The sequence below is a fragment of the Allokutzneria oryzae genome, assembly GCF_042429765.1.
Classification (GTDB): Bacteria; Actinomycetota; Actinomycetes; order Mycobacteriales; family Pseudonocardiaceae; genus Allokutzneria; species Allokutzneria oryzae.
In genome coordinates, this window is sequence record NZ_JBHLZU010000010.1 from 304,595 (window position 1) to 325,275 (window position 20,681).

A 20,681-nucleotide genomic window follows, 5' to 3' on the forward strand; every position below is an offset into this window, starting at 1 on the left:
CCGACGCCGCTCAGCGCCCGCCCTCCGCTCCAGGAGGGCGGGCGCTGTCGTTGGCCACGTCGTCAGAGGATGGCGAAGACGGTGCAGAGCCAGCCGGGTTCGGTGATCTCCAGGCGGGCCGTGACCGCTCGGACGCGGGAGCCCTGCTGGATGGTCCCGCTGGCCTCGATCACGCCCGGGGCCGGTTCGCAGACGTGCACCGTGCGCAGTCGGTGGGTCTGACCGGGGCGGTTGCGGCGGAGCTGGGCCGCGAGGCGGCGGTGGACCGGCTCGGCCAGCCGGGTGTGCAGGAGCTGGCGCAGCGGGCGACGGCCGTCGAGGGCCTCCAGGACCGTGGTGATCAGCTGGCCCGCCGCGTCGTGCAACCGCTTCTGGCGGAGCCGCACCGGGTCGGAAGGCTCCCGGCGGCGCTGGGTGAGGTCCAGCTCCAGCATCAGCTGATCCAGCGCCCGTGCCTCGGCGTTCGACGGCTCCGGCTCCGGTTGCTGCCCGAGGAACTCGGGCAGGCTCAACACGAGCACCATGGCGTCCCCCCAGTGGCGTTGTCCCCACGACAACAGAGGGGCGGCGTCGGCGGATCCGGTCAGTTGCTGCCGCAACGAGTGATGTCGCCGCGAATCGCCAACACTCCGGTTTTCCTTGTGAGTCACCGGTGTTCGCCACCCGCGTCGACTAGGGTCCCCCGGGTGGAGCTGGCTGGACTTGTCCTCGACTACGGCGGCGTGCTCACCGACTGGGGGCCGGAGCCCGGCGACGAGCCCCCGCTGATCGAGGTGCTCCGCCAGGCCCGGCGGAACGGGCTGCGCACCGCGCTGCTGTCCAATGCGGACGGTCCCGGCCCCGATCCGGCCAGCCCGTTCGGCTCGCTTTTCGACGCGATGGTGCTGTCCGGCGAGGTCGGCATCGCCAAGCCGGACGAACGGATCTACCGGCTCGTCGCGGACCGGCTCGGCCTGGAGCCAGGGGCCTGCGTGTTCGTCGACGACCTCGCGGGCAACGTCCGGGGAGCCGTCGTCGCGGGCATGGTCGGTGTGCACCACACCTCGACGGGGGCCACGATCACCGAGCTGGAGGCGCTGTTCGACGTGCGCCTGAGCTAAGCCCGCCCCGGCGCCACGCTGCGATGCGTGTGCACGTGACTTGGCTGGCGTGGTCCAGGTTCTCGCGTTGTGCCACCTTAATGCGCAGGAGAGCGCTCTCATTTCGCGTTAAGTTCTCATAGCGCGAAGTCGGGGCACGTGTGATGAGGGCTCCGGGTGAGGGTTCGGGGTGGGGGCTCTGGGGCGGTGAGGGGTGTCGCCGCTTTCAGGGTGCGGCCTGGGCAGGGCCTTCAAGTCGTCCCGATGCCCCGGGGTGGCGCCGCCCCTCGTGTCCGGTGTGCGCGTGGGTTGGCTGGCGTGGTCCGGGTTTTCGCGTTGTGTCACCTTGATGCGCGGGAGAGCGCTCTCATTTCGCGTTAAGTGCTCATAGCGCGAAGTGGGGGCACGTGTGGTGAGGCTCGGGGTGGGGGCTCTGGGGCGGTGAGGGGGATGCCACCGCTTCCAGGGTGCGGCCTAGGCAGGGGCCTTCGCGAAGGCGGCGCGGCCCGCGGCGACCCAGCGCGGCTCGTCCGGGGTGCCGTCGCCGACGTGGATCTCCAGCAGGTAGCGGGACGTGGCGATGTACATGTCACCGCCGGCCGAGCCCTGCGGCGCGGGCACCGTCACCGCGCCGAGCCCGATGTCGGGCAGCAGCGTGCTGCCGGGGGAGTTCTTGTTGGCGCGCTGGACCAGCTCGCTGGGCTGCTGGCCGGTCGTGCCGTAGATGTTGATCCAGTTCTTCGGCAGCCCGGAGGACTCGGTCGGGTAGAAGCAGCTGCGCTTCTGCCCCTCGGGGCCCATGTCCAGCTGGGTGTTGGTGCCCGGCGAGACCGGCTGGCCGACCAGGGCGCTGAACTCCGCGGTGGTGAGCAGGCACTCGTCCTCGACGACCCCGGTGACCAGCGGCGTGCCGGATGTCGTCGTCGGCGGCGCCACATCGCTTTCCGACGTGCTGGTCGTGGGCTTGGTGAAGGTCAGCGGCGGCACGGTGCCGCTCTCCGTCCCCGGCGGTGGGGGCGGGGCCTGGCTCTCCGTGGTCCGCGCGCATCCGGCCAGCAGCAGGGCGACCATGGCAAGGGCTGCGGTCGCCCGGTGACGGCGGGAAAGCAGCTGATCTGCTCGCACGGCACCCAAGTTAGTGCACCGCTCTCACGTTCTCCCGCCCAGACGCGGGCTCAGCGGCTCCTGCGCACCAACTCGAAGCACAACACCGCGGCGGCGCTGGCCACGTTGAGCGACTCGACACCGCCCGCCATCGGGATCGACACCCAGCTCGTCACGTGCTCGCGCACCTCGGGGGAGACTCCGTCGGTCTCGCCGCCGAGCACGAACGCCGCCCGGCCCGGGATCTTCGCGTCGAACACCGACGTGCGGCTACCGCCGTCCATCCCGATCACGGCGTAGCCCGCGGAGCGCAGCTCGCGCGCCGCCTCGCCCGCCGTGGCGCAGCGCAGCATCGGCGCGTGGAAGGCGACCCCGGCGGAGGACTTCACCACCAGCGGGTCGATGCTCGCGACCCCGCGCCTGGGCACCACGATGCCGCCGATCCCGGCCGCCGTCGCGGTGCGCAGGATCATCCCGACGTTCGCCGGGGTGGTGATGCCGTCGAGCACCAGCACGGAGGACGGCAGCTTCCGCCCGGACAGCGCCGCGTCCAGCGTGCGCATCCTCGGCGCCACCACGTCGGCGAGCACGCCCTGGTCGTGGCGGCCGTTCCCGGCGAGCACCTTGACCCGGTGCGGGGTCGCGCGCTGCACCTGCACTCCGCGCCGCCGCGCCGCGTCCAGGATCTCGTGCGCGGCGGCACCCCTGGCGTTCTCGGCGAGGATCACCTTGTCCACGGCGAGTTGGTCGTCAGCGAGCGCCTCCAGCACCGGCTTGCGGCCGTACACGGTGACGAATCGGTCCTTCGGCGACAACTGCTCCACGCGGCCCAGCATCCCACGTCGGATAAGTGACTCGTTTCCCACGACAGCTCGAACGGGCCCCGCGCTGTGCCAGGATCAATCGCATGCCCGATCGCCTCTCCGCGCTGGATGCCTCGTTCCTGTACCTCGAGGATCCGATGACCCCCATGCACATGGGAGGCGTATCGATCTTCCGCACGCCGCGCGGGGGTTTCGACTACGACCGGCTGCTCGGGCTGATCGAGGAGCGGCTGCCGCTGGTGCCCCGGTACCGGCAGAAGGTCATGCAGGTCCCGGCGCGGCTGGCCCGCCCGGTGTGGGTGGACGACCCGGACTTCGACCTGACCTACCACGTGCGTCGGTCCGCGCTGCCGAGGCCGGGCAGCGAGGAGCAGCTCAACGAGCTCGTGGCGCGGTTGATGTCGCGGCAGCTGGACCACACCCGCCCGCTGTGGGAGGCCTACCTCGTCGAGGGGCTCGCGCGCGGCCGGGTCGCGGTGGTCACCAAGACGCACAACGCGATGGTCGACGGCATCGCCGCGCCGGACATCACCCAGGTCATCCTCGACGTCACCGCCACGCCGAGGCAGGCTCGCGAGGAGCTGTGGATGCCGCACCCGCAGCCCAGCGCCGCGCAGCTGGTGCTGGAGGCTGTCGCAGAGGTCGTGCAGCGGCCCGGCGAGCTGCTGGAGAACGTGCACGCGGCGGCCCTGGACGCGGCCGCGACGGTTCGCAAGGTCACCGACGCCGTCGGCGGGCTCGCCTCCGCGATGACCACCGCCGCCCGCCCCGCGCCCTCCGGGCCGCTGAACGTGCGGATCTCCACGCAGCGCCGTTACGCGGTCGCCCGCACCCGGTTGGAGGAGTACCGCGCGGTGCGCCGCAAGCACGGCGGCACGATCAACGACGGTGTGCTGGCCGTGGTCTCCGGGGCGCTGCGCAACTGGCTGCTCTCCAGGGGAGAGGCGGTCACCTCCTCGACCACGATCCGCGCGATGGTGCCGGTGTCGGTGCTCGGAACGGACGGCAACGGGGAACGACCGGTCGGCAACAGCGTGTCCTCGTACCTGGTCGACCTGCCGGTGGGCGAGCCGAACCCGGTGGTGCGGCTGCACCACGTCAGCCACGCCATGCGCGCGCACGCGGAGTCCGGCCAGTCGGTCGCCGCGGACGCGCTGGTCCGGCTCTCCGGGTTCGCCCCGCCGACGTTGCACGCGCTCGGCGCACGGGCCGCCAGCTCGTTCTCCAAGCGCATTTTCAACCTCGTGGTGACGAACGTTCCGGGGCCGCAGGTGCCGTTGTACGCGGCTGGGGCCAAGATGATGGAAATGTTCCCGGTGGTCCCGTTGGCCATGAACCAGGCGTTGTCGATCGGAGTCACCTCCTACGACGGCGGCGTCTACTTCGGGCTCAACGCCGATCGCGATGCGATGCCAGACGCTGACGTGCTGGCCGGAATGGTCGAAGAGTCGTTGGAAGAACTAGTAGGAGCGGTGTCGGTGTGAGGGTCTACATCCCGGTCACGGTGCCGATGTTGCAGCGTTTCGTGAAGGACAGCGAGCTCCAGCCGCTCGGGGGCACAGCGTTCGCGCTGACCCCGGCGCTGCGCGAGTCCTATGCCTCGGGGGACACCGAGGAGCTGGAGTACGCGGCCATGTCCGAGGCCGCGCGTGCCTCCCTGCGGCTGATCGCCGCCGAGTTGGCCGACGACCCGGGCGCCCCGGTGCGCCGCGCGGTGGTCTCGGTGGACGTCGACGACGTGAAGCTGCGTCCCGACCTTGACGACGCCGTGGTCAAGCTGTCGGCACCGGTGCCGATGAGCGTCGTCGCCGCGGTGCACGTGGACCTGCCGGACGCCGAGGACGCCGTTCGCGCGGCCGCGGCGGTGATCGACGCGGCGGACCTGGGCGATCCCGACGCGGAGTTCACCCTCGGTGACGCGGAGGACCACGAGCTGGCCTGGTACGCCGTGCAGGAGCTGCCGTTCCTGCTGGAGCTCATGTAGCGGCGCGGTCGCCGTCCCGGTGACAGGATGGGCGGGGTAGTCGATCCGAGAGGGAGGCGAACCCGACCCATGGACGCCGTCACGTCCGTTCCGAGCCCGGTGAACGAGCCGATCCGTTCCTACGCGCCCGGAACCACCGAGCGCGAGTCGCTGCTGCGCAGGATCACCGAGCTGGAGGGCGAGCAACACGAGCTCACCATGACCATCGGCGGCAAGCAGCGGATGGCCGGTGGTGAGCGCGTCAACGTCGTGCAGCCGCACGACCACGCGCACGTGCTCGGGGTGACCGCGCAGGCCACCGCCGCCGACGTCGCCGACGCGGTCGCCGCCGCCAAGCAGGCCGCGCCCGGCTGGCGGGAGCTGCCCTTCGACCAGCGGGCCGCCGTGCTGCTGCGCGCCGCCGACCTGCTCTCCGGTCCCTGGCGGGACACCCTCAACGCCGCGACGATCCTCGGGCAGTCCAAGTCGGCGCAGCAGGCCGAGATCGACTCCGCCTGCGAGCTGATCGACTTCCTGCGGTTCAACGTGTCCTTCGCCCGCCAGCTGATCGCCGAACAGCCGATCTCCAGCCCGGGGGTGTGGAACCGCTTCGACCACCGGCCGCTGGACGGCTTCGTCGTGGCGATCACGCCGTTCAACTTCACCGCCATCGCGGGCAACCTGCCGCTCGCGCCCGCGCTCATGGGCAACACCGTGGTGTGGAAGCCCTCGCCGACCCAGCAGCTCGCCGCGCACCTGACCATGCGGCTGTTGGAGACCGCGGGCCTGCCGCCGGGGGTGATCAACCTGGTCACCGGCGACGGCGCCGCGGTGAGCGAGGTCGCGCTGACCGATCCCGGGTGCGCTGGCCTGCACTTCACCGGCTCCACCGCGACGTTCAAGAAGCTGTGGCGCACCATGGCCGACAACCTCGACGTCTACCGGTCCTACCCGCGCATCGTCGGCGAGACCGGCGGCAAGGACTTCGTGGTCGCGCACCCCTCCGCCGATCCCACCGCGGTCGCGGTCGGGTTGGTGCGCGGGGCCTTCGAGTACCAGGGGCAGAAGTGCTCGGCCGCCTCCCGCGCGTACCTGCCGCGGTCCTTGTGGGACAACGGGCTTCGCGAGCAGTTGGCCGACCTGACCGGCTCGGTCTCCTACGGCGACGTCACCGACTTCTCGTTCTTCGGCGGCGCGGTGATCGACTCGCGCGCGTTCGCGAAGAACAAGGGCGCGCAGCTGATGGCGAGCGCGTCCTCGTCGATCGAGGTCCTCACCGGCGGCACCGCCGACGACTCCGTCGGCTACTTCGTGCAGCCCACGGTCCTCGTCGGCACCGACCCGACGCACGAGGTGTTCACCACCGAGTTCTTCGGGCCGATCCTCGCGGTGCACGTCTACCCCGATGATTCCGCCGCGGACTTCGAGAAGGTCCTGGAGGTCGTCGACACCACCACGCCGTACGCGCTGACCGGTGCGGTGTTCGCCACCGACCGCGACGCCGTCGAGAAGGCGCAGAAGTCGCTCCGCTTCGCGGCGGGCAACTTCTACGTCAACGACAAGCCCACCGGCGCGGTCGTCGGCCAGCAGCCCTTCGGCGGCAGCCGGGCCTCCGGCACCAACGACAAGGCGGGCTCGGTGTTCAACCTGCTCCGCTGGACCAGTCCGCGTTCGGTGAAGGAGACCTTCGTCCCGCCCCTGGACCACACCTACCCGCACATGGGCTGACCCGGCTCTCCCTGGCGCGCCGAGGAAAGGCGCGCCAGGGAAGCTCAGCCGAGCCAGGCCCCGGTCGGCTCGGGGTGCCTCGGGCGCCAGCCGGTGGCGTTGGTGAACTTGGCCGAGCTGAGCCGGTGCGACCTGCCCAGCACGCTGAGGGAGCCCGCGCGCCGCATCAGCCAGTCCGGCACCCCGCGCACCTTCCTGGCTCCGGCGGCGTTGGCGATGACGGCCCCGAAACCCCTGCGCCGCACGGGGTTCGCGCCGACGTTGTAGATCCCGCTCGGCGCTCGCAGCGCGGCGACCACAGCCGCGCCCACGTCGTCCGGGTGGATCGCGGTCGTCCACCCTCGTGGGCTGCCCAGCATCGCCGGGCCGCCCCGGCGCGCCAGGGACACCAGAGCGCGCGAACTGGCGTCGTCGCCGAAGATCATCGCGATCCGCAGTGCGACACCGGTCCGACCCTCCGCCGCGAAGCGGGCCGCGTTCACCGCCGCCACCTGAGTACCGTCCATGATGGACGGAACGTCCAGCGCGGCGTTCTCGTCGAGCACCTCGTCCCCGCCGTCGGCGTAGATCAGCGAGATCCCCTCCTGCACCAGCGTGCGCACGGTCCCCGTCCGCAGCGCGGCGTCGACCAGCACGGTGCTGCCCGCACCGCGGACGCGGTCGTGTTCCCGCCACGCGGACGGCCGCGTCACCCTGCTCCCCGTCGGCACCCTGGTCGCCAGGTTCAGCACCGCCTCCTGGCCGCGCAGCGCCGTCGCCATGGCCTCGGGGTCGAACAGGTCGCCGACGACGGGCTCCGCCCCGAGCGCCCGGACCGCGTCGCAGCGCTGGGCGTTCCTGGCCAGCACCCGCACGTCGTGTCCCTGCGCGAGCAGCGTCGGCACCGCCACCCGCCCGATCACCCCGGTTCCGCCGAGCACCAGTACGCGCACAGAAGAACACCTCCCCGGTCTCGTCCTACTGCCAGGACGAGACCGGGGAGGTGGATGTGACAGGCGGAGGTCAGCGGGTGGGCTGCGGCAGCTCCACCGGCGGGGCGATCTCACTCTCGGCGGGAGCCTTGATGTCCACCGGCTCACCCCACGCGGAGTACTTCGCGACCATGGTGATCCCGGCGTCGGAGCCCGGCATCCGCTGGGTGAACTGGAACTGCTTGGGCAGGTCCTGCGCGTCGGTCCAGAAGTCGTAGTCCATCGTGGTGACGCCGTTCTTCAGCAGTGCCTCGTAGCTGAGCTTGGTCAGCGGGTCGGTGGCCTTCTCCGACATCTTCCTCAGGTCGACGGCGAGCTTGTGCTTGGTGGTGGCGACCCCGTCGAGGGTGTCGGGGGAGGAGCCGTTGAGGGTGCCCGCGTCGGTGAAGGTCTTGAACATGTTCTTCGGGTCCGCGGACTGGCGGACCTGCCTGACCACCACCCCGAGCAGCTTCGACATCACGTCGGTGCCGTTGGGGTCGATCTTCACCCACTTCTTGCCCGGCTCGACCGGCATGTCCTTGGGGGCCTCGACGTACATGGCGCCGCCGACGACGATCATCTTCGTCTCCTGGGCGGGCTGGCCGGGCTCCCCGGCCATCTTCGAGGTCATCGATAGCGCGACCTCGTTGCCGTCGAGGCGGATCACGCCGCTGCCGCCCATGCCGTCGGCCGCGGGCGCGCCGGAGGCGCTCACGGTGATCTTCGCGGTCTTCTTCGCCGCCATGGCGGCGCCGGCCTTGGTGACGAGCTGCTCCAGCGGGCCCGACGGCGCGGTGGCACCGCCTCCGCCCGAGGCGCCGGTGGTGGGCGCGGCCTGGTCGGAGCCGGCCGCGGGAACGGGCTCGCCCTGCTGGGCCGAGCCGCACGCGGTGAGCACGCCGACGAGCGCGAGCCCGCTGATCGCGAGAATGGTGGTGCGACGCAAGGTGAATCCCCCTGGAGATGATGAGAGCGCCGCTACGACGACCCCTGGTGCGTGCCGGTTCCGTCCGGGTCGGACGGGACGTCCTCGACGCCCGCACGCGAGCGCAGCAGGCGACGTAGCGACTCCAAACGACCGGATGGTGCCACACCGTCGGCCACGACGTGGTCCAAAGCGCAGTCCGGGTCCTCCGGATCGCCCATGTGACCGCAGTTGACCTGGCACTCCTCGGCGGCCTCCGCGAACTCGGGGAAGGCGAGCACCAGGTCGTCCGGGGTGATGTGGGCGAGCCCGAACGAGCGCACGCCCGGGGTGTCCACGACCCAGCCCTTGCCGTCGGGGAGCGGCAGCGCGAGCGCCGTCGTGGACACGTGCCGCCCCTTGCCGACGCCGGAGACCGCCCCGGTGCGCCGGTTCGCGTCCGGCACGAGCTTGTTGACCAGCGTGGACTTGCCCACCCCCGAGTGCCCGATGAACGCCGAGACCCGGTCGGTGATGCGCTCGCGCAGCTGGACGGGGTCCTGGTCGCGCCGGGTCACCACGACGGGCAGGTCCAGGTCGGAGTAGGCGGCGAGCAGCTCGGCGGGGTCGGCGAGGTCGGCCTTGGTCAGGCACAGCAACGGGTCGAGCCCGCCCGCGTAGGCCGCGACGAGGCAGCGGTCGATGAAGCCGGTGCGCGGCTCCGGGTCGGCGAGGGCGGTCACGATCACCAGTTGGTCGGCGTTGGCCACCACGATCCGCTCGAACGGGTCGGTGTCGTCGGCGGTGCGGCGCAGCACGCTCCTGCGCTCGGTCACCCGCACGATCCTGGCCAGGGTGTCCGTCCGCCCGGAGGTGTCGCCGACGAGGTCCACCCAGTCGCCGACGACGACGGGCGTGCGGCCCATCTCCCTCGCCCGCATGGCGGTCACCTCCCTGGCCGGGTCACCGCCGAGCGCGCAGGTCCAGCGGCCCCGGTCGACGGTGAGCACCATGGCGGCCTCGGCGTCGTCGTGGCTGGGCCGCAGCTTGCTGCGCGGGCGCGTTCCCTTGCTCGGCCGGACGCGGACGTCGGACTCGTCGAGGTTGCGCCAGCCCTTGCGGCTCACACCGACTCCACAGTGGACCGACAGTCGGACTGTCCACTGTGTACCCCATCGAGCATCGCCCGCCACATCGCCGGGAAGTCCGGCATGGTCTTCGAGGTGGTGCCGATGTCGTCGACCTCGACACCACCGACGAGCAGCCCGACGATGGCGCCCGCCGTGGCCATCCGGTGGTCGGCGTAGGCGCCCCACGTCCCGCCGTGCAGCTCACGCGGCCGGATGACCAGCCCGTCCTCGGTCTCCTCCGCGTCGCCGCCGAGCCGGTTGATCTCAGCGGTCAGCGCGGCGAGTCGGTCGGTCTCGTGGCCTCGGATGTGGGCGATGCCGCGCAGCTGCGACCGGCCCTCGGCGAGCGCTGCGATCGCGGCCACTGTGGGGGCGAGCTCGGAGAAGTCCCGCATGTCGATGTCGATCCCGGTGAGCACGGCGGGACCGCGCACGGTGAGCCCGCGCTCGTCCAGCACGACCTCGCAGCCCATCAGCGCCAGGACCTCCCGGATGGCGTCGCCGGGCTGTGTGGTGCGGGACGGCCAGCCGGGCACGGTGACCTGGCCGCCGGTGACCGCCGCGGCGGCCAGGAACGGCGTGGCGTTGGACAGGTCGGGCTCGATGTCCCAGTCCCGCGCGGCGATCGCGCCGGGCCGCACCCGCCACGTGTTCGGCTCGGAGTCGTCGACATCGACGCCGTGCGCGCGCAGCATCTCGACGGTCATCTCGATGTGCGGCATGGACGGAACGGGCTCACCGTCGTGCACGACGGTGAGGCCGTTGTCGTAGCGCGCCCCGGACAGCAGCAGGCCGGAGACGAACTGCGACGAGCTCGACGCGTCCAGCACGACCTTGCCGCCGGTGAGGTGCCCGGACCCGTGCAGTGTGAAGGGCAACGCGTCCCCGTCGATGTCCGCGCCGAGCGCGCGCAGCGCTTCCAGGATCGTGCCCATCGGCCGCTCACGGGCGCGGGGGTCGCCGTCGAAGCGCACGGCTCCCTTGGCCAGCGCGGCGGCGGGGGGCACGAAGCGCATGACGGTGCCAGCCAGCCCGCAGTCGAGCTCCGCGGGGCCGGTGAGCGGCGCCGGGGTCACCAGCCACGAGCCGTCCGGCCCGTCGGCCACGCCCACTCCGAGCGCGCGCAGCGTGCCGACCATCAGATCGCTGTCCCGGCTGCGCAGCGGGGCGCGCAGCACGGACGACCCGTCGGCCAGAGCCGCGAGGACCAGCGCGCGGTTGGTGATCGACTTGGAGCCGGGCAGCCGGACGGTGGCGTGCACGGGGGAGTCGGTGCGGGGGGCCTGCCAGTGCGACGTCATGTGTCGATGATCCCCCAAGTGGCCCTGAAGCCCTCGCCCGGACCGGGCTGACATGCCACGATGGATCACGTGTGCGGCAGATACGCCACCACCAGGGACCCGGCCACGCTGGCCGGCGAGTTCGACGCGGTGGACGGAACCGAGGGCCTCGCCGGTGCTGCGGACTACAACGTGGCCCCGACCAAGCACGTCCCGGCGGTCGTGGCGCGGCACCCGCGCGACGCCGACGGCACGCCCGACCCGGACAGCCTGGTCCGCAGCATCAGGATGATGCGCTGGGGCCTGGTGCCGATGTGGGCCAAGGACCCGGCGGTCGGCTCCCGCATGATCAACGCGCGGGTCGAGTCGGCAGCGGAGAAGCCCGCCTTCCGCACGGCCTTCGCCCGCCGCCGCTGCCTGATCCCGGCCGACGGCTGGTACGAGTGGAAGGTCGACGGCGACCGCAAGCAGCCGTACTACGTGACCCCGGAGGACGGCTCCGTGCTGGCGCTCGCCGGGATCTGGGAGACCTGGCGCTCGCCGAAGGCGGCGGCCGACGAGTTCCCGATGGTGACCTTCGCGGTGCTGACCACGGACTCAACGGGGCCGCTCGCCGAGGTCCACCACCGGATGCCGATCATGCTCCCGCGCAGCGCGTGGGCGGGCTGGCTGGACCCGGACTCGGCGGACCCGACCCAGCTCGTCGCGGAGCCGGACCCGGAGCTGCACGCGGGCCTTGAGCTGCGCCCGGTCACGACGAAGGTCAACAGCGTCCGCAACAACGGCCCGGACCTCCTGCGGCGCCACGTCGAGGAAGAGCCGGCCGAACAAGCACTCTTCGAGCTGCCATGACGACACTGGAGATCGACACGCCGCACGGCCCGGCCCGTGCGGAGCTGCACTGCGCCCCGGAGGCCCGTGCGGCCCTGCTGCTCGGCCACGGCGCGGGTGGCGGCATCAGCGCCCCCGACCTGGTCGCGGTGACCCGGGCGGCGACGGCGGCGGGCCTGGACGTGGCCCTGGTGGAGCAGCCCTACCGCGTGGCGGGCCGCCGCGCCCCGGCCCCGGCCCGCCAGCTCGACGCTGCCTGGCTGGCGGTGGCGGAGCACCTCGGCGCGTCCTGGTGCGAGGGCCTGCCCCTGGTGTTCGGCGGTCGCTCCTCCGGAGCGAGGGTGGCCTGCCGGACGGCGGCGGAGGGCCAGGCGGTCGCCGTGCTGTGCCTGGCGTTCCCGGTCCACCCACCGGGCAAGCCGGAGAAGACCAGGATCGCCGAGCTGGCCGGAGTGGAACAACCGGTGCTCGTGGTGCAAGGCGAGCGAGACCCGTTCGGCATGCCGGAGGCGGCGCACCACCGCGAGGTCGTCGTGGTGCCGGGCGACCACTCACTGAAGGCGGACGTGGCGACGGTGGCCAAGACGGCGGGCGAATGGCTCTCCCGCATCCTCCGCCCCCTGGACTAGCGCCTGCCCCGAAGCCCCGAGTCGGCACCACCCCCTCCCCCGGCCCCCTGTGCGCGTGCGGACTGGCGGGCGTGGCCGGGGTTTTTCGCGTTTTGTCACCTTGATGCGAAATGGGAGCGCTCTTTCGCGCATCAAGGTGACAAAACGCGCAGAACCCGACCAGAGGAGCGGGCGCTGGGCGGAGTCGGGGCGCGGTCGTTCAGGAGGCGATCGACGCCGTCACTGCCGAGGTCAGTCGCACCAGGTCCGACGGGGCCAGTTCGACTTCCAGGCCGCGTCGGCCCGCGCTGCAGAACACCGTGTCGAACGACTCCGCCGACGCGTCGACCACCACGGGGAGCCGCTTCTTCTGGCCCAGCGGGGAGATGCCTCCCGCGACGTACCCCGTCGCGCGCTCCGCGTCCGGGACGGCGGCCATCTTCGCCTTCTTGCCGCCCACCGCCGCGGCCAGTGCCTTCAGGTCCAGCTGGGCCGTGACCGGAACCACACCGACCGTCAGCTTGCCGTCGACCTCGGCCACCAGGGTCTTGAACACCCGCCCCGGCTCCAGTCCCAGCGCCTCGGCGGCTTCCAGGCCGTAGGAGGCGTGCCGGGGGTCGTGCTCGTAGGAGTGCAGCTTGTGCGCCACTTTCTGCTTGTCCAGCAACGCCGTCGCCGGTGTTCCGCGTCCCGCCATGATCGAACCCTAGATCCAGGAATGCCCGGCGGGTCCACCGCGTTTCCCCCTTCGTGGGAACCGAGCTGATGAGCGATCCAGGCAAGCGTTGCCCGTCGCGGCCGCCCAGGGACGCGCGGACCGGCCGTGGAGCCGTGCGGCGCGTATCCTCGGGACCGACATATGCGTCCCCGGTGATGGGACCGACGACAGCAGTGACCATCACCCCGGCCGCCGAGCCGGAGTGGTTGGAAGGGAGCCAGGTGCCGGACACCTCGCCCGAGGTCGGACAGGCAGTGGAGGAGTCCGCCGAGCAGCGCGCCGCTCGTTTCGAGCGGGACGCGATGCCGATGCTGGACCAGTTGTACTCGGCCGCCCTGCGCATGACGCGCAACCCCGCGGACGCCGAGGACCTCGTGCAGGAGACCTTCCTCAAGGCGTACAGCGCGTTCGCCTCGTTCAAGGACGGCACGAACCTCAAGGCGTGGCTGTACCGGATCCTGACCAACACCTACATCAACAGCTACCGCCGCAAGCAGCGCCAGCCGGTGCAGCAGCCGACCGAGGAGATCCAGGACTGGCAGCTCGCCCAGGCCGAGAGCCACACCTCCTCCGGTCTGCGCTCCGCCGAGGTCGAGGCGCTCGACCGGTTGCCGGACAGCGACGTCAAGGACGCCCTGCAGCGCCTTCCGGAGGAGTTCCGGATCGCGGTGTACCTCGCCGACGTCGAGGGATTCGCCTACAAGGAGATCGCGGACATCATGGGTACGCCGATCGGGACCGTCATGTCCCGGTTGCACCGCGGCCGTCGCCAGCTGCGCGAGATGCTGACCGGTGTCGCCGAGGAACGGGGTCTGCTGCGCGGCCGCCAGCGCGAGGTGACCGGGTCATGAGCTGCGAGGACCACGAGACCGACTGCTCGGAGGTGCTGGCCGAGGTCTGGCTCTACCTCGACCAGGAGTGCGGCAAGAACCGCAGGGAGCTGCTGTACCGGCACCTCAACGAGTGCAACCCGTGCCTGGAGAGCTACGGAATCGAGGAGCAGCTCAAGGCCCTGCTCGCCCGCAAGTGCGGCGGCGAGCACGCGCCGGACACGCTCAAGGACCGGCTGCGCGCCTCGATCAGGGAACAGGCCGAGGTGATCGTCCAGCACAGTGCCGAGGGCACCACCGTGGAGATCCGGCACAAGCGGGTCGAGGGCACCGCGGAGGGCTAGCGAGGTCTGGAGAGCCCCATCACGCGAAAAGGCCCCGCAGCCGACCGGCTGACGGGGCCTTCGCACGCCTGATGTCAGGAGTTGGGGCGCTTGCCGTGGTTCGCGCCACCCTTCTTACGGTCACGCTTCTTGCGTCCCCGCTTCGACATTGCGGTCACCTCACTTGCGAACGAACAGCCCTTGCCACCCGCACAGCGTCGAGCGGCTCCAGCCGTAGCTTTTCCAGGCACAAGTTTGACACGTCCGATCCTGGGGGCACTCCGCGCCCTGGGCGTGATTGGATTGGGCCGATTCAGCAGCGTCGAGGAGGGCTAGGGATGGCCGAGGAGATCAAGGCCGAGATGGTGGCCAACGTCTGGAAGGTGGTCGTCGCCGACGGCGACACCGTGGAGGACGGTGACACCCTGGTGATCCTGGAGTCCATGAAGATGGAGATCCCGGTCGTCGCCGAGGCCGATGGCGTGGTGACCATCAAGGTCGCCGAGAACGACGTGGTCCAGGAAGGCGACCTGATCGCCGTCATCGACTAGGGCCCCAGTCCTGCAAGTCGTCCCGGTGCCCCGAGGCGGTGCCGACCCCGTGCCGCCGGTGCGCGCGAGGCGGCCAGCGCGATCACGGTTTTCGCGTTATGGACACTTGTTGCGCAAGAGAGCGCTCCCATGTCGCGTTAAGTTTCCAAAACGCGAAACGAGGGTGCGGGGCGGGGGTGGTGAGGTGGTGTCACCACTTGCAGGACACGACCTACGACCAGGACGCCACCACCCGGCCCGCCGGGTGAGAATGGGTTGTGTCCACCCTCAGTGAACTGCTCGCCGAGCACACCAGGCTGCCCGGCACCGCGGTCGACCACCTCCAGCTCGTCGTCGCGGAGTGGCAGCTGCTCTCCGACCTCTCCTTCGCGGACTTCCTCATGTGGGTCCCGGTGGAGGACTCCGACGACGAACGTTTCCTGTGCGTGGCCCAGGCCCGGCCGACCACCGCGCCCACCGCGCACCCGGAGGACATGGTGGGCACGGTGGTCACGGCCGCCGAGCACCCGCAGCTGCGGCGCGCCATGGCCGAGGGGCGGATCTGCCGGGAGGAGGACCCGCGCTGGCACCTCGGTGTGCCGGTGCGCCGGGAGACCATCCCGGTCCTGATCGACAGGTCCTGCGTCGCCGTTCTGAGCCGGGACATCAACCTCGCCGTGCCGCGGGTGCCGAGCCCGCTGGAGATCGCCTACCTCGGCAGCGCGGCCGACCTGTGCCAGATGATCGCCGACGGCACGTTCCCCGCACCTGAGCCGACGCCGGGCGCGCACACCAGCCCCCGCGTGGGCGACGGCTTCATCCGCCTCGACCCCGCGGGCGCGGTCGTCTTCGCCAGCCCCAACGCGCTCTCCGCCTACCACCGCATGGGCCACGCCTCGGATCTGGTCGGGGTGCACCTCGCGCCGCTGACGCGATCGCTGATCTCCGACCCGTTCGACGCGACGGAGGTCGTCCAGCGGGTCCGCGCCGCGCTCGACGGCAAGCCGAGCATGCGGGTGGAGGCCGAGGCGCGCGGCGCCATGGTGCTCTTCCGCGCGCTGCCGTTGCGCCCGCGCGGGCAGTCCGCCGGTGCTCTGGTCCTGGTCCGCGACATCACCGAGGTGCGGCGGCGGGACCGCGCGCTGATGTCGAAGGACGCGACGATCCGCGAGATCCATCACCGGGTGAAGAACAACCTGCAGACCGTGGCCGCGCTGCTGCGGTTGCAGGCCCGCCGCACCGGCAACGACGAGGCCCGGCAGGTCCTTGAGGAGTCCGTGCGGCGGGTGACCTCGATCGCCCTGGTGCACGAGACGCTGTCGATGTCGGCCGACGAGCGGGTCAGCCTGGACGACGTCGTCGACCAGGTGATCCCGATGATGAGCGACGTCGCGACGACCGAGACCCGGGTCGCCGTGCGTCGCGAGGGCAAGTTCGGGGTGGTGCCCGCCGAACTTGCGACGCCCTTGGTGATGGTCCTGACCGAGCTGGTGCAGAACGCCTTCGAGCACGCCTTCGAGCCGGGTCAGCGCGGGGACGTGCTGGTGACGGCCGAGCGCTCGTCGAAGTGGCTCGACGTCGTGGTCTACGACGACGGCCGGGGGTTGCCGCCGGGGTTCTCGCTAGAACGGACGAAGTCCCTGGGGCTGCAGATCGTGCGGACCCTGGTGGAGTCGGAGCTGCGCGGCTCGCTCAGCCTGCGCCGACGCACCTCGGCGCCGGGAACCGAGGCCGTCCTTCGAGTACCGCTGAAACGTCGTCGCTAGCGCGATACGTGAATGCGCACGTAATAACTGAGGGCCGACACCTTTGTAGCCAGGTGTCGGCCCTCAGAAATATATGTGGGGGGTGCGCCTGCAATCAGGCACCGCTCCGGGCCCGGGTACGAGCGTTACGGCGCTTCAGCGCACGACGCTCGTCTTCGCTCATTCCGCCCCAGACGCCGGCGTCCTGGCCGCTCTCGAGTGCCCAGGTCAGGCAGTCGGAGATCACGGGGCAGCGACGGCACACGGCCTTCGCTTCGGCGATCTGCAGCAGCGCAGGCCCACTGTTCCCGACCGGGAAGAACAGCTCCGGGTCTTCGTCGCGGCAGGCCGCGCGGTGGCGCCAGTCCATTGTTCCTAGCTCCTCGCCAGGCGCGTATATCGCGCCAGTTGTGGGGGTTGGGGTGTCGTTCGTGGGTGCTTGTGAATGCTTTCACGAACTCCGGCGATGTCAAGAGGTCCGAACCAAACCGGTGAGGGAACTCACCACATGGGGGGACCGGATTGACCTGCGGTTTCAGGCCGTAACCGGATCTTCGAGAAAAAATCTTCCTCAGCGATGGTGTGCGGATCGCGGAGGGATTACACCGCCACCTGCAGTGCGGCGGGCACCGAAGTGAAGCGCACCTCGGTCCGCTCGCCGAGCAGGTCACCATCAACCTGCAACTTTACTGGATTCTCGCACGTGACGCGCGCCCATTCAATATCGTCTTCGCGGAGGAGGTGTACGCCCCGAGGGTCGGGGGCGCTCCGGGTTGCCTGGGCCAGGTGCTTTACCACCGTGAGTGTTCGAACGTTACTCAGAGCGAACACGCCGAGCCCGGAGTCGAGCGAACACCCCGGGTTCAGCCGAAGCGGGCGCGTTCCGTAGTACGTCCAGGGGTCGGTGTTGGAGACCAGCGCGATGTACTGCCCGGGGACCGGGTCCCGGCCGGGCAGGTGCACGGTCAGCTTCGGCTCCTCGCGCCGCAGCCGCAGGTACCGCGAGATGGCGACCTTCGCGTAGAGCAGCGGCGTGGCCTCCTTGCGCTTGGCCCGTCTCTGCTCCACCCCCGCCACCACATCGCCGTCGAAGCCGAGGCCCGCGTTGAAGGTGAACCACCGGTCGTCGGCGCGGCCGAGCCCGACCCGCCTGCTGCTGCCGGACTCGATGGCGTTGAGCAGCTTGTGCGTGGCCTCCAGCGGGTCCAGCGGCACGCCGAGCGCCCCCGCGAACACGTTCGCCGAGCCACCCGGCACCACGCCCAGCATCGGCGCGTCCGGGCGGACGCCGTCGGCGAGCAGGCCGTTGACGACCTCGTTGACCGTGCCGTCGCCACCGTGCGCCACCACCAGGTCGAAGCCGTCGGCGACGGCCTGCCTGGCGGCGTCGGCCGCGTGGCCCCGGTACTGGGTCTCGACGAGGTCGAGCTTGGTGTCGCTGGCCAGGGCGTGAGCAATCACGTCGCGGCCCGCCGGGGTGGTGGAGGTGGCCTGGGGGTTCACCACGAGAAGGGCACGCACCTGAGCAGCGTATGACAGCGCGTGACCGTGTGCCCGCGACAGGCTGCTCGGTTTGACCGACCTCACTCCCGGATGGGGGAGGACCGCCCTACCGGGGTCGGACCCGGTCACCACCGTCAACCGCTGTCGACCACCGCCTCCGGTGCCGGAGTCGGGCCCGGCGGCGTCGCACGCGTCACCGCGTCGGCAACGGCCCGGAACCTGACTCTCGCCGAACGAGGCTTCGTGCGCAGGCACTAGCATCGCCGGCGTGACCAGTCGCGTTGCCGCTCCGACCGCAGTCCGCGCCGCTGGAGCGCTCGTCGGCCTCCAGGGGCTCGCCGGTGTCGTGTTCGTGGTCGCGCTCGTGGTGCGCGCCCTCACCGGGGCGCCCGAGCCCGGCAAGGTCTTCGGTGAAGCCGGTTACTTCGCCGTGCTGACCGCGGGGGTGGTCGCCACCGCCGTCGGGCTGCTGCTGGCCAAGCGCTGGGCGCGGACGCCCGCCGTGGTGACCCAGCTCCTGCTGCTCGGTGTCGCCTGGTACGCCTTCGGTCCCTCCCACCAGTACGTCTACGGCGGGCTCGCGGCGATCTACTGCGCGGCCCCGTTGGTGCTGCTCTTCACCGCTCCCGCGAGGGACTGGGCGATGGGTGTCGGCGCGTACTCCGACGCGGGCGCTGAGGACTGACCCGCCCCGCCCCGCCGCTTCGGCAGTGACGTGATCCCCACCCCGGCGATCACCAGCACCGCCGCCACGCATCGCAGCGGGGTCACCGCTTCGCCCAGCAGCAGCGCAGCCGAGCTCATGCCGAAGATCGGCACCAGCAACGAGTACGGCGCGACCGCCGTGGCGTCGTACTCGCGGAGCAGGTAGCCCCACACGCCGAAGCCGAAGAGGGTCGCTCCCCACGCGACGTAGAGGATCGCACCCACCCCTGACGCGCTCAGGTCGCCGAGCGCCGCCAGATCGGCTTCCGGGCCCTCCACCAGCAAGGACAGGCCGAGCAGCGGCAGGATCGGCACCGCGCTCACCCAGACCATGAAGCGGAACATGTCCGGCGGCTGCGCCTTGCGCGTGATCGTGTTCGACAGCCCCCAGCACGCGGCGGCGGCGATCACCAACAGGAACGCCGCGAGCGGGCTGGTGCTGCCGTAGTCGATCGCGACCAGCGCGATGCCGGTGAAGGCGACCGCCATCCCGGCCAACCGCGACCTGCCAGGGCGTTCGCGGAGCAATGCGGTCGCGAAGAACGCCGTGAACAGCGCTTGGCTCTGCAACACCAGTGAGGACAGGCCCGCGGGCATGCCCGCCTTCATGCCGACGAAGAGCACGCCGAACTTGGCAACGCCGAGCACCAGGCCGACCCCGAGCACCCAGCGCCACGCGACTCGCGGCGGTCCCACGAACAGGATCGCAGGCAGCGCGGCGACCAGGAACCTCAGCGCCGAGAACAGCAGCGGCGGGAACTCGCCGAGCCCGATCTCGATCACCACGAAGTTGACGCCCCACACCGCCGCGACGCAGACCGCCAGCGCGACGTGCTTCGGCTTCACGACATGCCCCGGATGCTCATGCGGCGAGCTTCAGCCAGACCCTGGTTTAAGCACCAGCGAATTCTTCTTGCCATTTTTGTTTAGCATCACTTCATGATGGATCTCGGCCGCCTGCGCGCCCTGCACGCCGTCGCACTGCACGGTTCGATCGGCGCGGCCGCGTCGGCGCTCGGGTACACGCCGTCCGCGATCTCCCAGCAGCTGGCCAAGCTGGAGCGGGAGACCAGGACGACGCTGCTGGAGCGGCGGGGCAGGGGCATCGCGCTGACCGACGCCGCCGTGCTGCTCGCGGAGACCGCCGCCCAGGTGCTGGGGCTGGTCGAGCAGGCCGAGATCACCCTCGAAGCACAGCGCGGGACGCCGGTCGGCCGGTTCTCCGTCGCCGCGTTCGCCACCGTGGCGCGCGGGCTGATGCCGCTGGTGCTCGCCGACCTGGCGGCCCGGTTCCCGGCGCTGGACGTGCGGATGACCGAGATCGACCCGCCGGAGGGCGTCGAGCAGGTCGCGCGCGGTGAGACCGACCTCGCCGTGGTGCACGACTGGCAGAACACGCCGCTCGCGGTTCCGGAAGGGCTCACCCGTGCGGCGATCGGCCAGGACGAGGCGGATGTGCTTCTGCCACAAGGACATCCGCTGGCCGAACGCGATGTGCTGGTGCCGGAGGACCTCGCGCGCCAGCGGTGGATCTGCCAGCAGCCGGGAGCGATCTGCCACGACTGGCTCGTGCGCACGTTGCGGGATGCGCAGGTCGAGCCCGATGTGGCCCACCAGGTGACGGAGTACCAGACGCAGAAGGCGTTGATCGCGGCCGGGCTCGGGGTCGGGCTGCTGCCCCGGCTCGGTCGCGGGGACCTGCCGGACGGGATCGTCGTGCGGCCGCTGCGGCCGACCCCGACGAGGCGGTTGTTCGCCGTGTGGCGCGCGCAGGCGAGCCGGCGGCCCGCGATCACCGTGCTGGTCCAGGCCCTGCGGTCGCACTGGGACAACCGGGACAGTGCTGACCCGCTGTGATGCCGTTCGCCCGCGGCATCCCACGGACGAGCGGCCACGGTAGCCCGCACCGGTGCTTCGGAGAAC

At 71.2% G+C, this 20,681-nt stretch carries 24 protein-coding genes; 12 read left to right on the forward strand and 12 right to left on the reverse strand.

Translation table 11 applies throughout. From position 1 onward, the window contains the following. Positions 1–62: 62 nt before the first annotated feature. On the reverse strand, positions 63–524 hold the full coding sequence (locus tag ACFFQA_RS12765; RefSeq protein ID WP_377852008.1) for an Rv3235 family protein: 462 nt from the start codon (positions 522–524) through the stop codon (positions 63–65). A 162-nt stretch (positions 525–686) separates the two neighbouring features. On the opposite strand from ACFFQA_RS12765, the gene ACFFQA_RS12770 reads away from it, so the two are divergent. Further along, complete coding sequence (locus ACFFQA_RS12770; protein ID WP_377852009.1) at positions 687–1,100, forward strand: HAD-IA family hydrolase; 414 nt, start codon at positions 687–689, stop codon at positions 1,098–1,100. Positions 1,101–1,553: 453 nt separating this feature from the next. On the opposite strand, the gene ACFFQA_RS12775 is transcribed toward ACFFQA_RS12770, so the two are convergent. Beyond that, positions 1,554–2,204 (reverse strand): hypothetical protein, encoded by a 651-nt coding sequence (locus ACFFQA_RS12775; RefSeq protein WP_377852010.1) that lies wholly within the window; start codon positions 2,202–2,204, stop codon positions 1,554–1,556. Between the two features lie 50 nt (positions 2,205–2,254). Continuing rightward, positions 2,255–3,007 (reverse strand): TrmH family RNA methyltransferase, encoded by a 753-nt coding sequence (locus ACFFQA_RS12780; RefSeq protein ID WP_377852011.1) that lies wholly within the window; start codon positions 3,005–3,007, stop codon positions 2,255–2,257. A gap of 83 nt (positions 3,008–3,090) precedes the next feature. Between ACFFQA_RS12780 and ACFFQA_RS12785 the strand changes: the two genes are divergently transcribed. From ACFFQA_RS12785 to pruA, 3 genes are all read left to right on the forward strand, one after another. Next, complete coding sequence (locus ACFFQA_RS12785) at positions 3,091–4,491, forward strand: WS/DGAT/MGAT family O-acyltransferase (RefSeq protein WP_377852012.1); 1,401 nt, start codon at positions 3,091–3,093, stop codon at positions 4,489–4,491. Then, positions 4,488–4,991, forward strand: a complete 504-nt coding sequence (locus ACFFQA_RS12790; protein ID WP_377852013.1) for a DUF6912 family protein — start codon at positions 4,488–4,490, stop codon at positions 4,989–4,991. The genes ACFFQA_RS12785 and ACFFQA_RS12790 overlap by 4 nt, the downstream gene beginning before the upstream one ends. Positions 4,992–5,060: 69 nt before the next feature. Beyond that, positions 5,061–6,698, forward strand: a complete 1,638-nt coding sequence (gene pruA / locus ACFFQA_RS12795) for an L-glutamate gamma-semialdehyde dehydrogenase (RefSeq protein ID WP_377852014.1) — start codon at positions 5,061–5,063, stop codon at positions 6,696–6,698. Between the two features lie 44 nt (positions 6,699–6,742). Here the strand turns inward: pruA and ACFFQA_RS12800 are convergent, their stop codons facing one another. The 4 genes from ACFFQA_RS12800 to aroA all read right to left on the reverse strand — a co-directional run bounded on the left by ACFFQA_RS12800 (position 6,743) and on the right by aroA (position 10,986). Next, a complete protein-coding gene (locus ACFFQA_RS12800; protein WP_377852015.1) occupies positions 6,743–7,630 on the reverse strand; it encodes an NAD-dependent epimerase/dehydratase family protein in 888 nt (295 codons plus the stop codon). 70 nt (positions 7,631–7,700) lie between these two features. Next, on the reverse strand, positions 7,701–8,597 hold the full coding sequence (locus tag ACFFQA_RS12805) for an SCO4651 family lipoprotein (protein WP_377852016.1): 897 nt from the start codon (positions 8,595–8,597) through the stop codon (positions 7,701–7,703). 32 nt (positions 8,598–8,629) lie between these two features. After that, entirely contained in the window at positions 8,630–9,682 is a 1,053-nt protein-coding gene (gene rsgA, locus ACFFQA_RS12810) for a ribosome small subunit-dependent GTPase A (RefSeq protein ID WP_377852017.1), read from the reverse strand. After that, positions 9,679–10,986, reverse strand: a complete 1,308-nt coding sequence (gene aroA, locus ACFFQA_RS12815; protein WP_377852018.1) for a 3-phosphoshikimate 1-carboxyvinyltransferase — start codon at positions 10,984–10,986, stop codon at positions 9,679–9,681. Before aroA ends, rsgA begins: the two co-directional genes overlap by 4 nt. 69 nt (positions 10,987–11,055) lie before the next feature. Here aroA and ACFFQA_RS12820 point away from each other — a divergent pair, with 69 nt between their 5' ends. Together ACFFQA_RS12820 and ACFFQA_RS12825 are read left to right on the forward strand one after the other, a co-directional pair. Further along, positions 11,056–11,817, forward strand: a complete 762-nt coding sequence (locus ACFFQA_RS12820) for an SOS response-associated peptidase (RefSeq protein ID WP_377852019.1) — start codon at positions 11,056–11,058, stop codon at positions 11,815–11,817. Next, entirely contained in the window at positions 11,814–12,425 is a 612-nt protein-coding gene (locus tag ACFFQA_RS12825) for an alpha/beta hydrolase family protein (protein WP_377852020.1), read from the forward strand. The genes ACFFQA_RS12820 and ACFFQA_RS12825 overlap by 4 nt, the downstream gene beginning before the upstream one ends. A 199-nt stretch (positions 12,426–12,624) precedes the next feature. Here the strand turns inward: ACFFQA_RS12825 and ybaK are convergent, their stop codons facing one another. Then, positions 12,625–13,101, reverse strand: coding sequence for a Cys-tRNA(Pro) deacylase (ybaK, locus tag ACFFQA_RS12830; RefSeq protein WP_377852021.1), 477 nt, complete (start codon positions 13,099–13,101; stop codon positions 12,625–12,627). A gap of 194 nt (positions 13,102–13,295) precedes the next feature. On the opposite strand from ybaK, the gene ACFFQA_RS12835 reads away from it, so the two are divergent. Beyond that, positions 13,296–13,973, forward strand: a complete 678-nt coding sequence (locus ACFFQA_RS12835; protein ID WP_377852022.1) for a sigma-70 family RNA polymerase sigma factor — start codon at positions 13,296–13,298, stop codon at positions 13,971–13,973. Beyond that, positions 13,970–14,296 (forward strand): mycothiol system anti-sigma-R factor, encoded by a 327-nt coding sequence (rsrA, locus tag ACFFQA_RS12840; protein ID WP_377852023.1) that lies wholly within the window; start codon positions 13,970–13,972, stop codon positions 14,294–14,296. Before ACFFQA_RS12835 ends, rsrA begins: the two co-directional genes overlap by 4 nt. A gap of 74 nt (positions 14,297–14,370) precedes the next feature. Here rsrA and ACFFQA_RS12845 read toward each other — a convergent pair whose 3' ends face one another. Continuing rightward, positions 14,371–14,445, reverse strand: a complete 75-nt coding sequence (locus tag ACFFQA_RS12845; RefSeq protein ID WP_156050472.1) for a 50S ribosomal protein bL37 — start codon at positions 14,443–14,445, stop codon at positions 14,371–14,373. 168 nt (positions 14,446–14,613) lie between these two features. Between ACFFQA_RS12845 and ACFFQA_RS12850 the strand changes: the two genes are divergently transcribed. Together ACFFQA_RS12850 and ACFFQA_RS12855 are read left to right on the forward strand one after the other, a co-directional pair. Next, positions 14,614–14,826 carry a biotin/lipoyl-binding carrier protein gene (locus ACFFQA_RS12850; protein WP_377852024.1) on the forward strand — a complete coding sequence of 71 codons (213 nt, stop codon included), beginning with the start codon at positions 14,614–14,616 and terminating at the stop codon, positions 14,824–14,826. Between the two features lie 257 nt (positions 14,827–15,083). Further along, a complete protein-coding gene (locus tag ACFFQA_RS12855) occupies positions 15,084–16,571 on the forward strand; it encodes a sensor histidine kinase (RefSeq protein WP_377852025.1) in 1,488 nt (495 codons plus the stop codon). 94 nt (positions 16,572–16,665) lie between these two features. On the opposite strand, the gene ACFFQA_RS12860 is transcribed toward ACFFQA_RS12855, so the two are convergent. Continuing rightward, the gene (locus ACFFQA_RS12860; RefSeq protein WP_377852026.1) at positions 16,666–16,920 is read right to left on the reverse strand and encodes a WhiB family transcriptional regulator; all 255 of its coding nucleotides are present in this window, start codon (positions 16,918–16,920) and stop codon (positions 16,666–16,668) included. A gap of 230 nt (positions 16,921–17,150) precedes the next feature. Next, positions 17,151–18,071 carry a diacylglycerol/lipid kinase family protein gene (locus ACFFQA_RS12865; RefSeq protein WP_377852027.1) on the reverse strand — a complete coding sequence of 307 codons (921 nt, stop codon included), beginning with the start codon at positions 18,069–18,071 and terminating at the stop codon, positions 17,151–17,153. Positions 18,072–18,321: 250 nt separating this feature from the next. On the opposite strand from ACFFQA_RS12865, the gene ACFFQA_RS12870 reads away from it, so the two are divergent. Then, positions 18,322–18,738, forward strand: a complete 417-nt coding sequence (locus ACFFQA_RS12870; RefSeq protein WP_377852028.1) for a hypothetical protein — start codon at positions 18,322–18,324, stop codon at positions 18,736–18,738. Here ACFFQA_RS12870 and ACFFQA_RS12875 read toward each other — a convergent pair. Then, complete coding sequence (locus tag ACFFQA_RS12875; RefSeq protein ID WP_377852029.1) at positions 18,642–19,604, reverse strand: EamA family transporter; 963 nt, start codon at positions 19,602–19,604, stop codon at positions 18,642–18,644. The genes ACFFQA_RS12870 and ACFFQA_RS12875 overlap by 97 nt on opposite strands. Positions 19,605–19,697: 93 nt before the next feature. On the opposite strand from ACFFQA_RS12875, the gene ACFFQA_RS12880 reads away from it, so the two are divergent. Continuing rightward, complete coding sequence (locus ACFFQA_RS12880) at positions 19,698–20,615, forward strand: LysR family transcriptional regulator (RefSeq protein ID WP_377852031.1); 918 nt, start codon at positions 19,698–19,700, stop codon at positions 20,613–20,615. The last annotated feature ends 66 nt before the right edge of the window (positions 20,616–20,681 follow it).

Bases quoted from the DNA above. Each gene is read 5' to 3' on its own strand.
- ACFFQA_RS12765 (WP_377852008.1), bottom strand. From the start codon at position 524: ATGGTGCTCGTGTTGAGCCTGCCCGAGTTCCTCGGGCAGCAACCGGAG.
- ACFFQA_RS12785 (WP_377852012.1), top strand. From the start codon at position 3,091: ATGCCCGATCGCCTCTCCGCGCTGGATGCCTCGTTCCTGTACCTCGAG.
- pruA (WP_377852014.1), top strand. From the start codon at position 5,061: ATGGACGCCGTCACGTCCGTTCCGAGCCCGGTGAACGAGCCGATCCGT.
- aroA (WP_377852018.1), bottom strand. From the start codon at position 10,986: ATGACGTCGCACTGGCAGGCCCCCCGCACCGACTCCCCCGTGCACGCC.
- ACFFQA_RS12825 (WP_377852020.1), top strand. From the start codon at position 11,814: ATGACGACACTGGAGATCGACACGCCGCACGGCCCGGCCCGTGCGGAG.
- ybaK (WP_377852021.1), bottom strand. From the start codon at position 13,101: ATGGCGGGACGCGGAACACCGGCGACGGCGTTGCTGGACAAGCAGAAA.
- rsrA (WP_377852023.1), top strand. From the start codon at position 13,970: ATGAGCTGCGAGGACCACGAGACCGACTGCTCGGAGGTGCTGGCCGAG.
- ACFFQA_RS12850 (WP_377852024.1), top strand. From the start codon at position 14,614: ATGGCCGAGGAGATCAAGGCCGAGATGGTGGCCAACGTCTGGAAGGTG.
- ACFFQA_RS12860 (WP_377852026.1), bottom strand. From the start codon at position 16,920: ATGGACTGGCGCCACCGCGCGGCCTGCCGCGACGAAGACCCGGAGCTG.
- ACFFQA_RS12880 (WP_377852031.1), top strand. From the start codon at position 19,698: ATGATGGATCTCGGCCGCCTGCGCGCCCTGCACGCCGTCGCACTGCAC.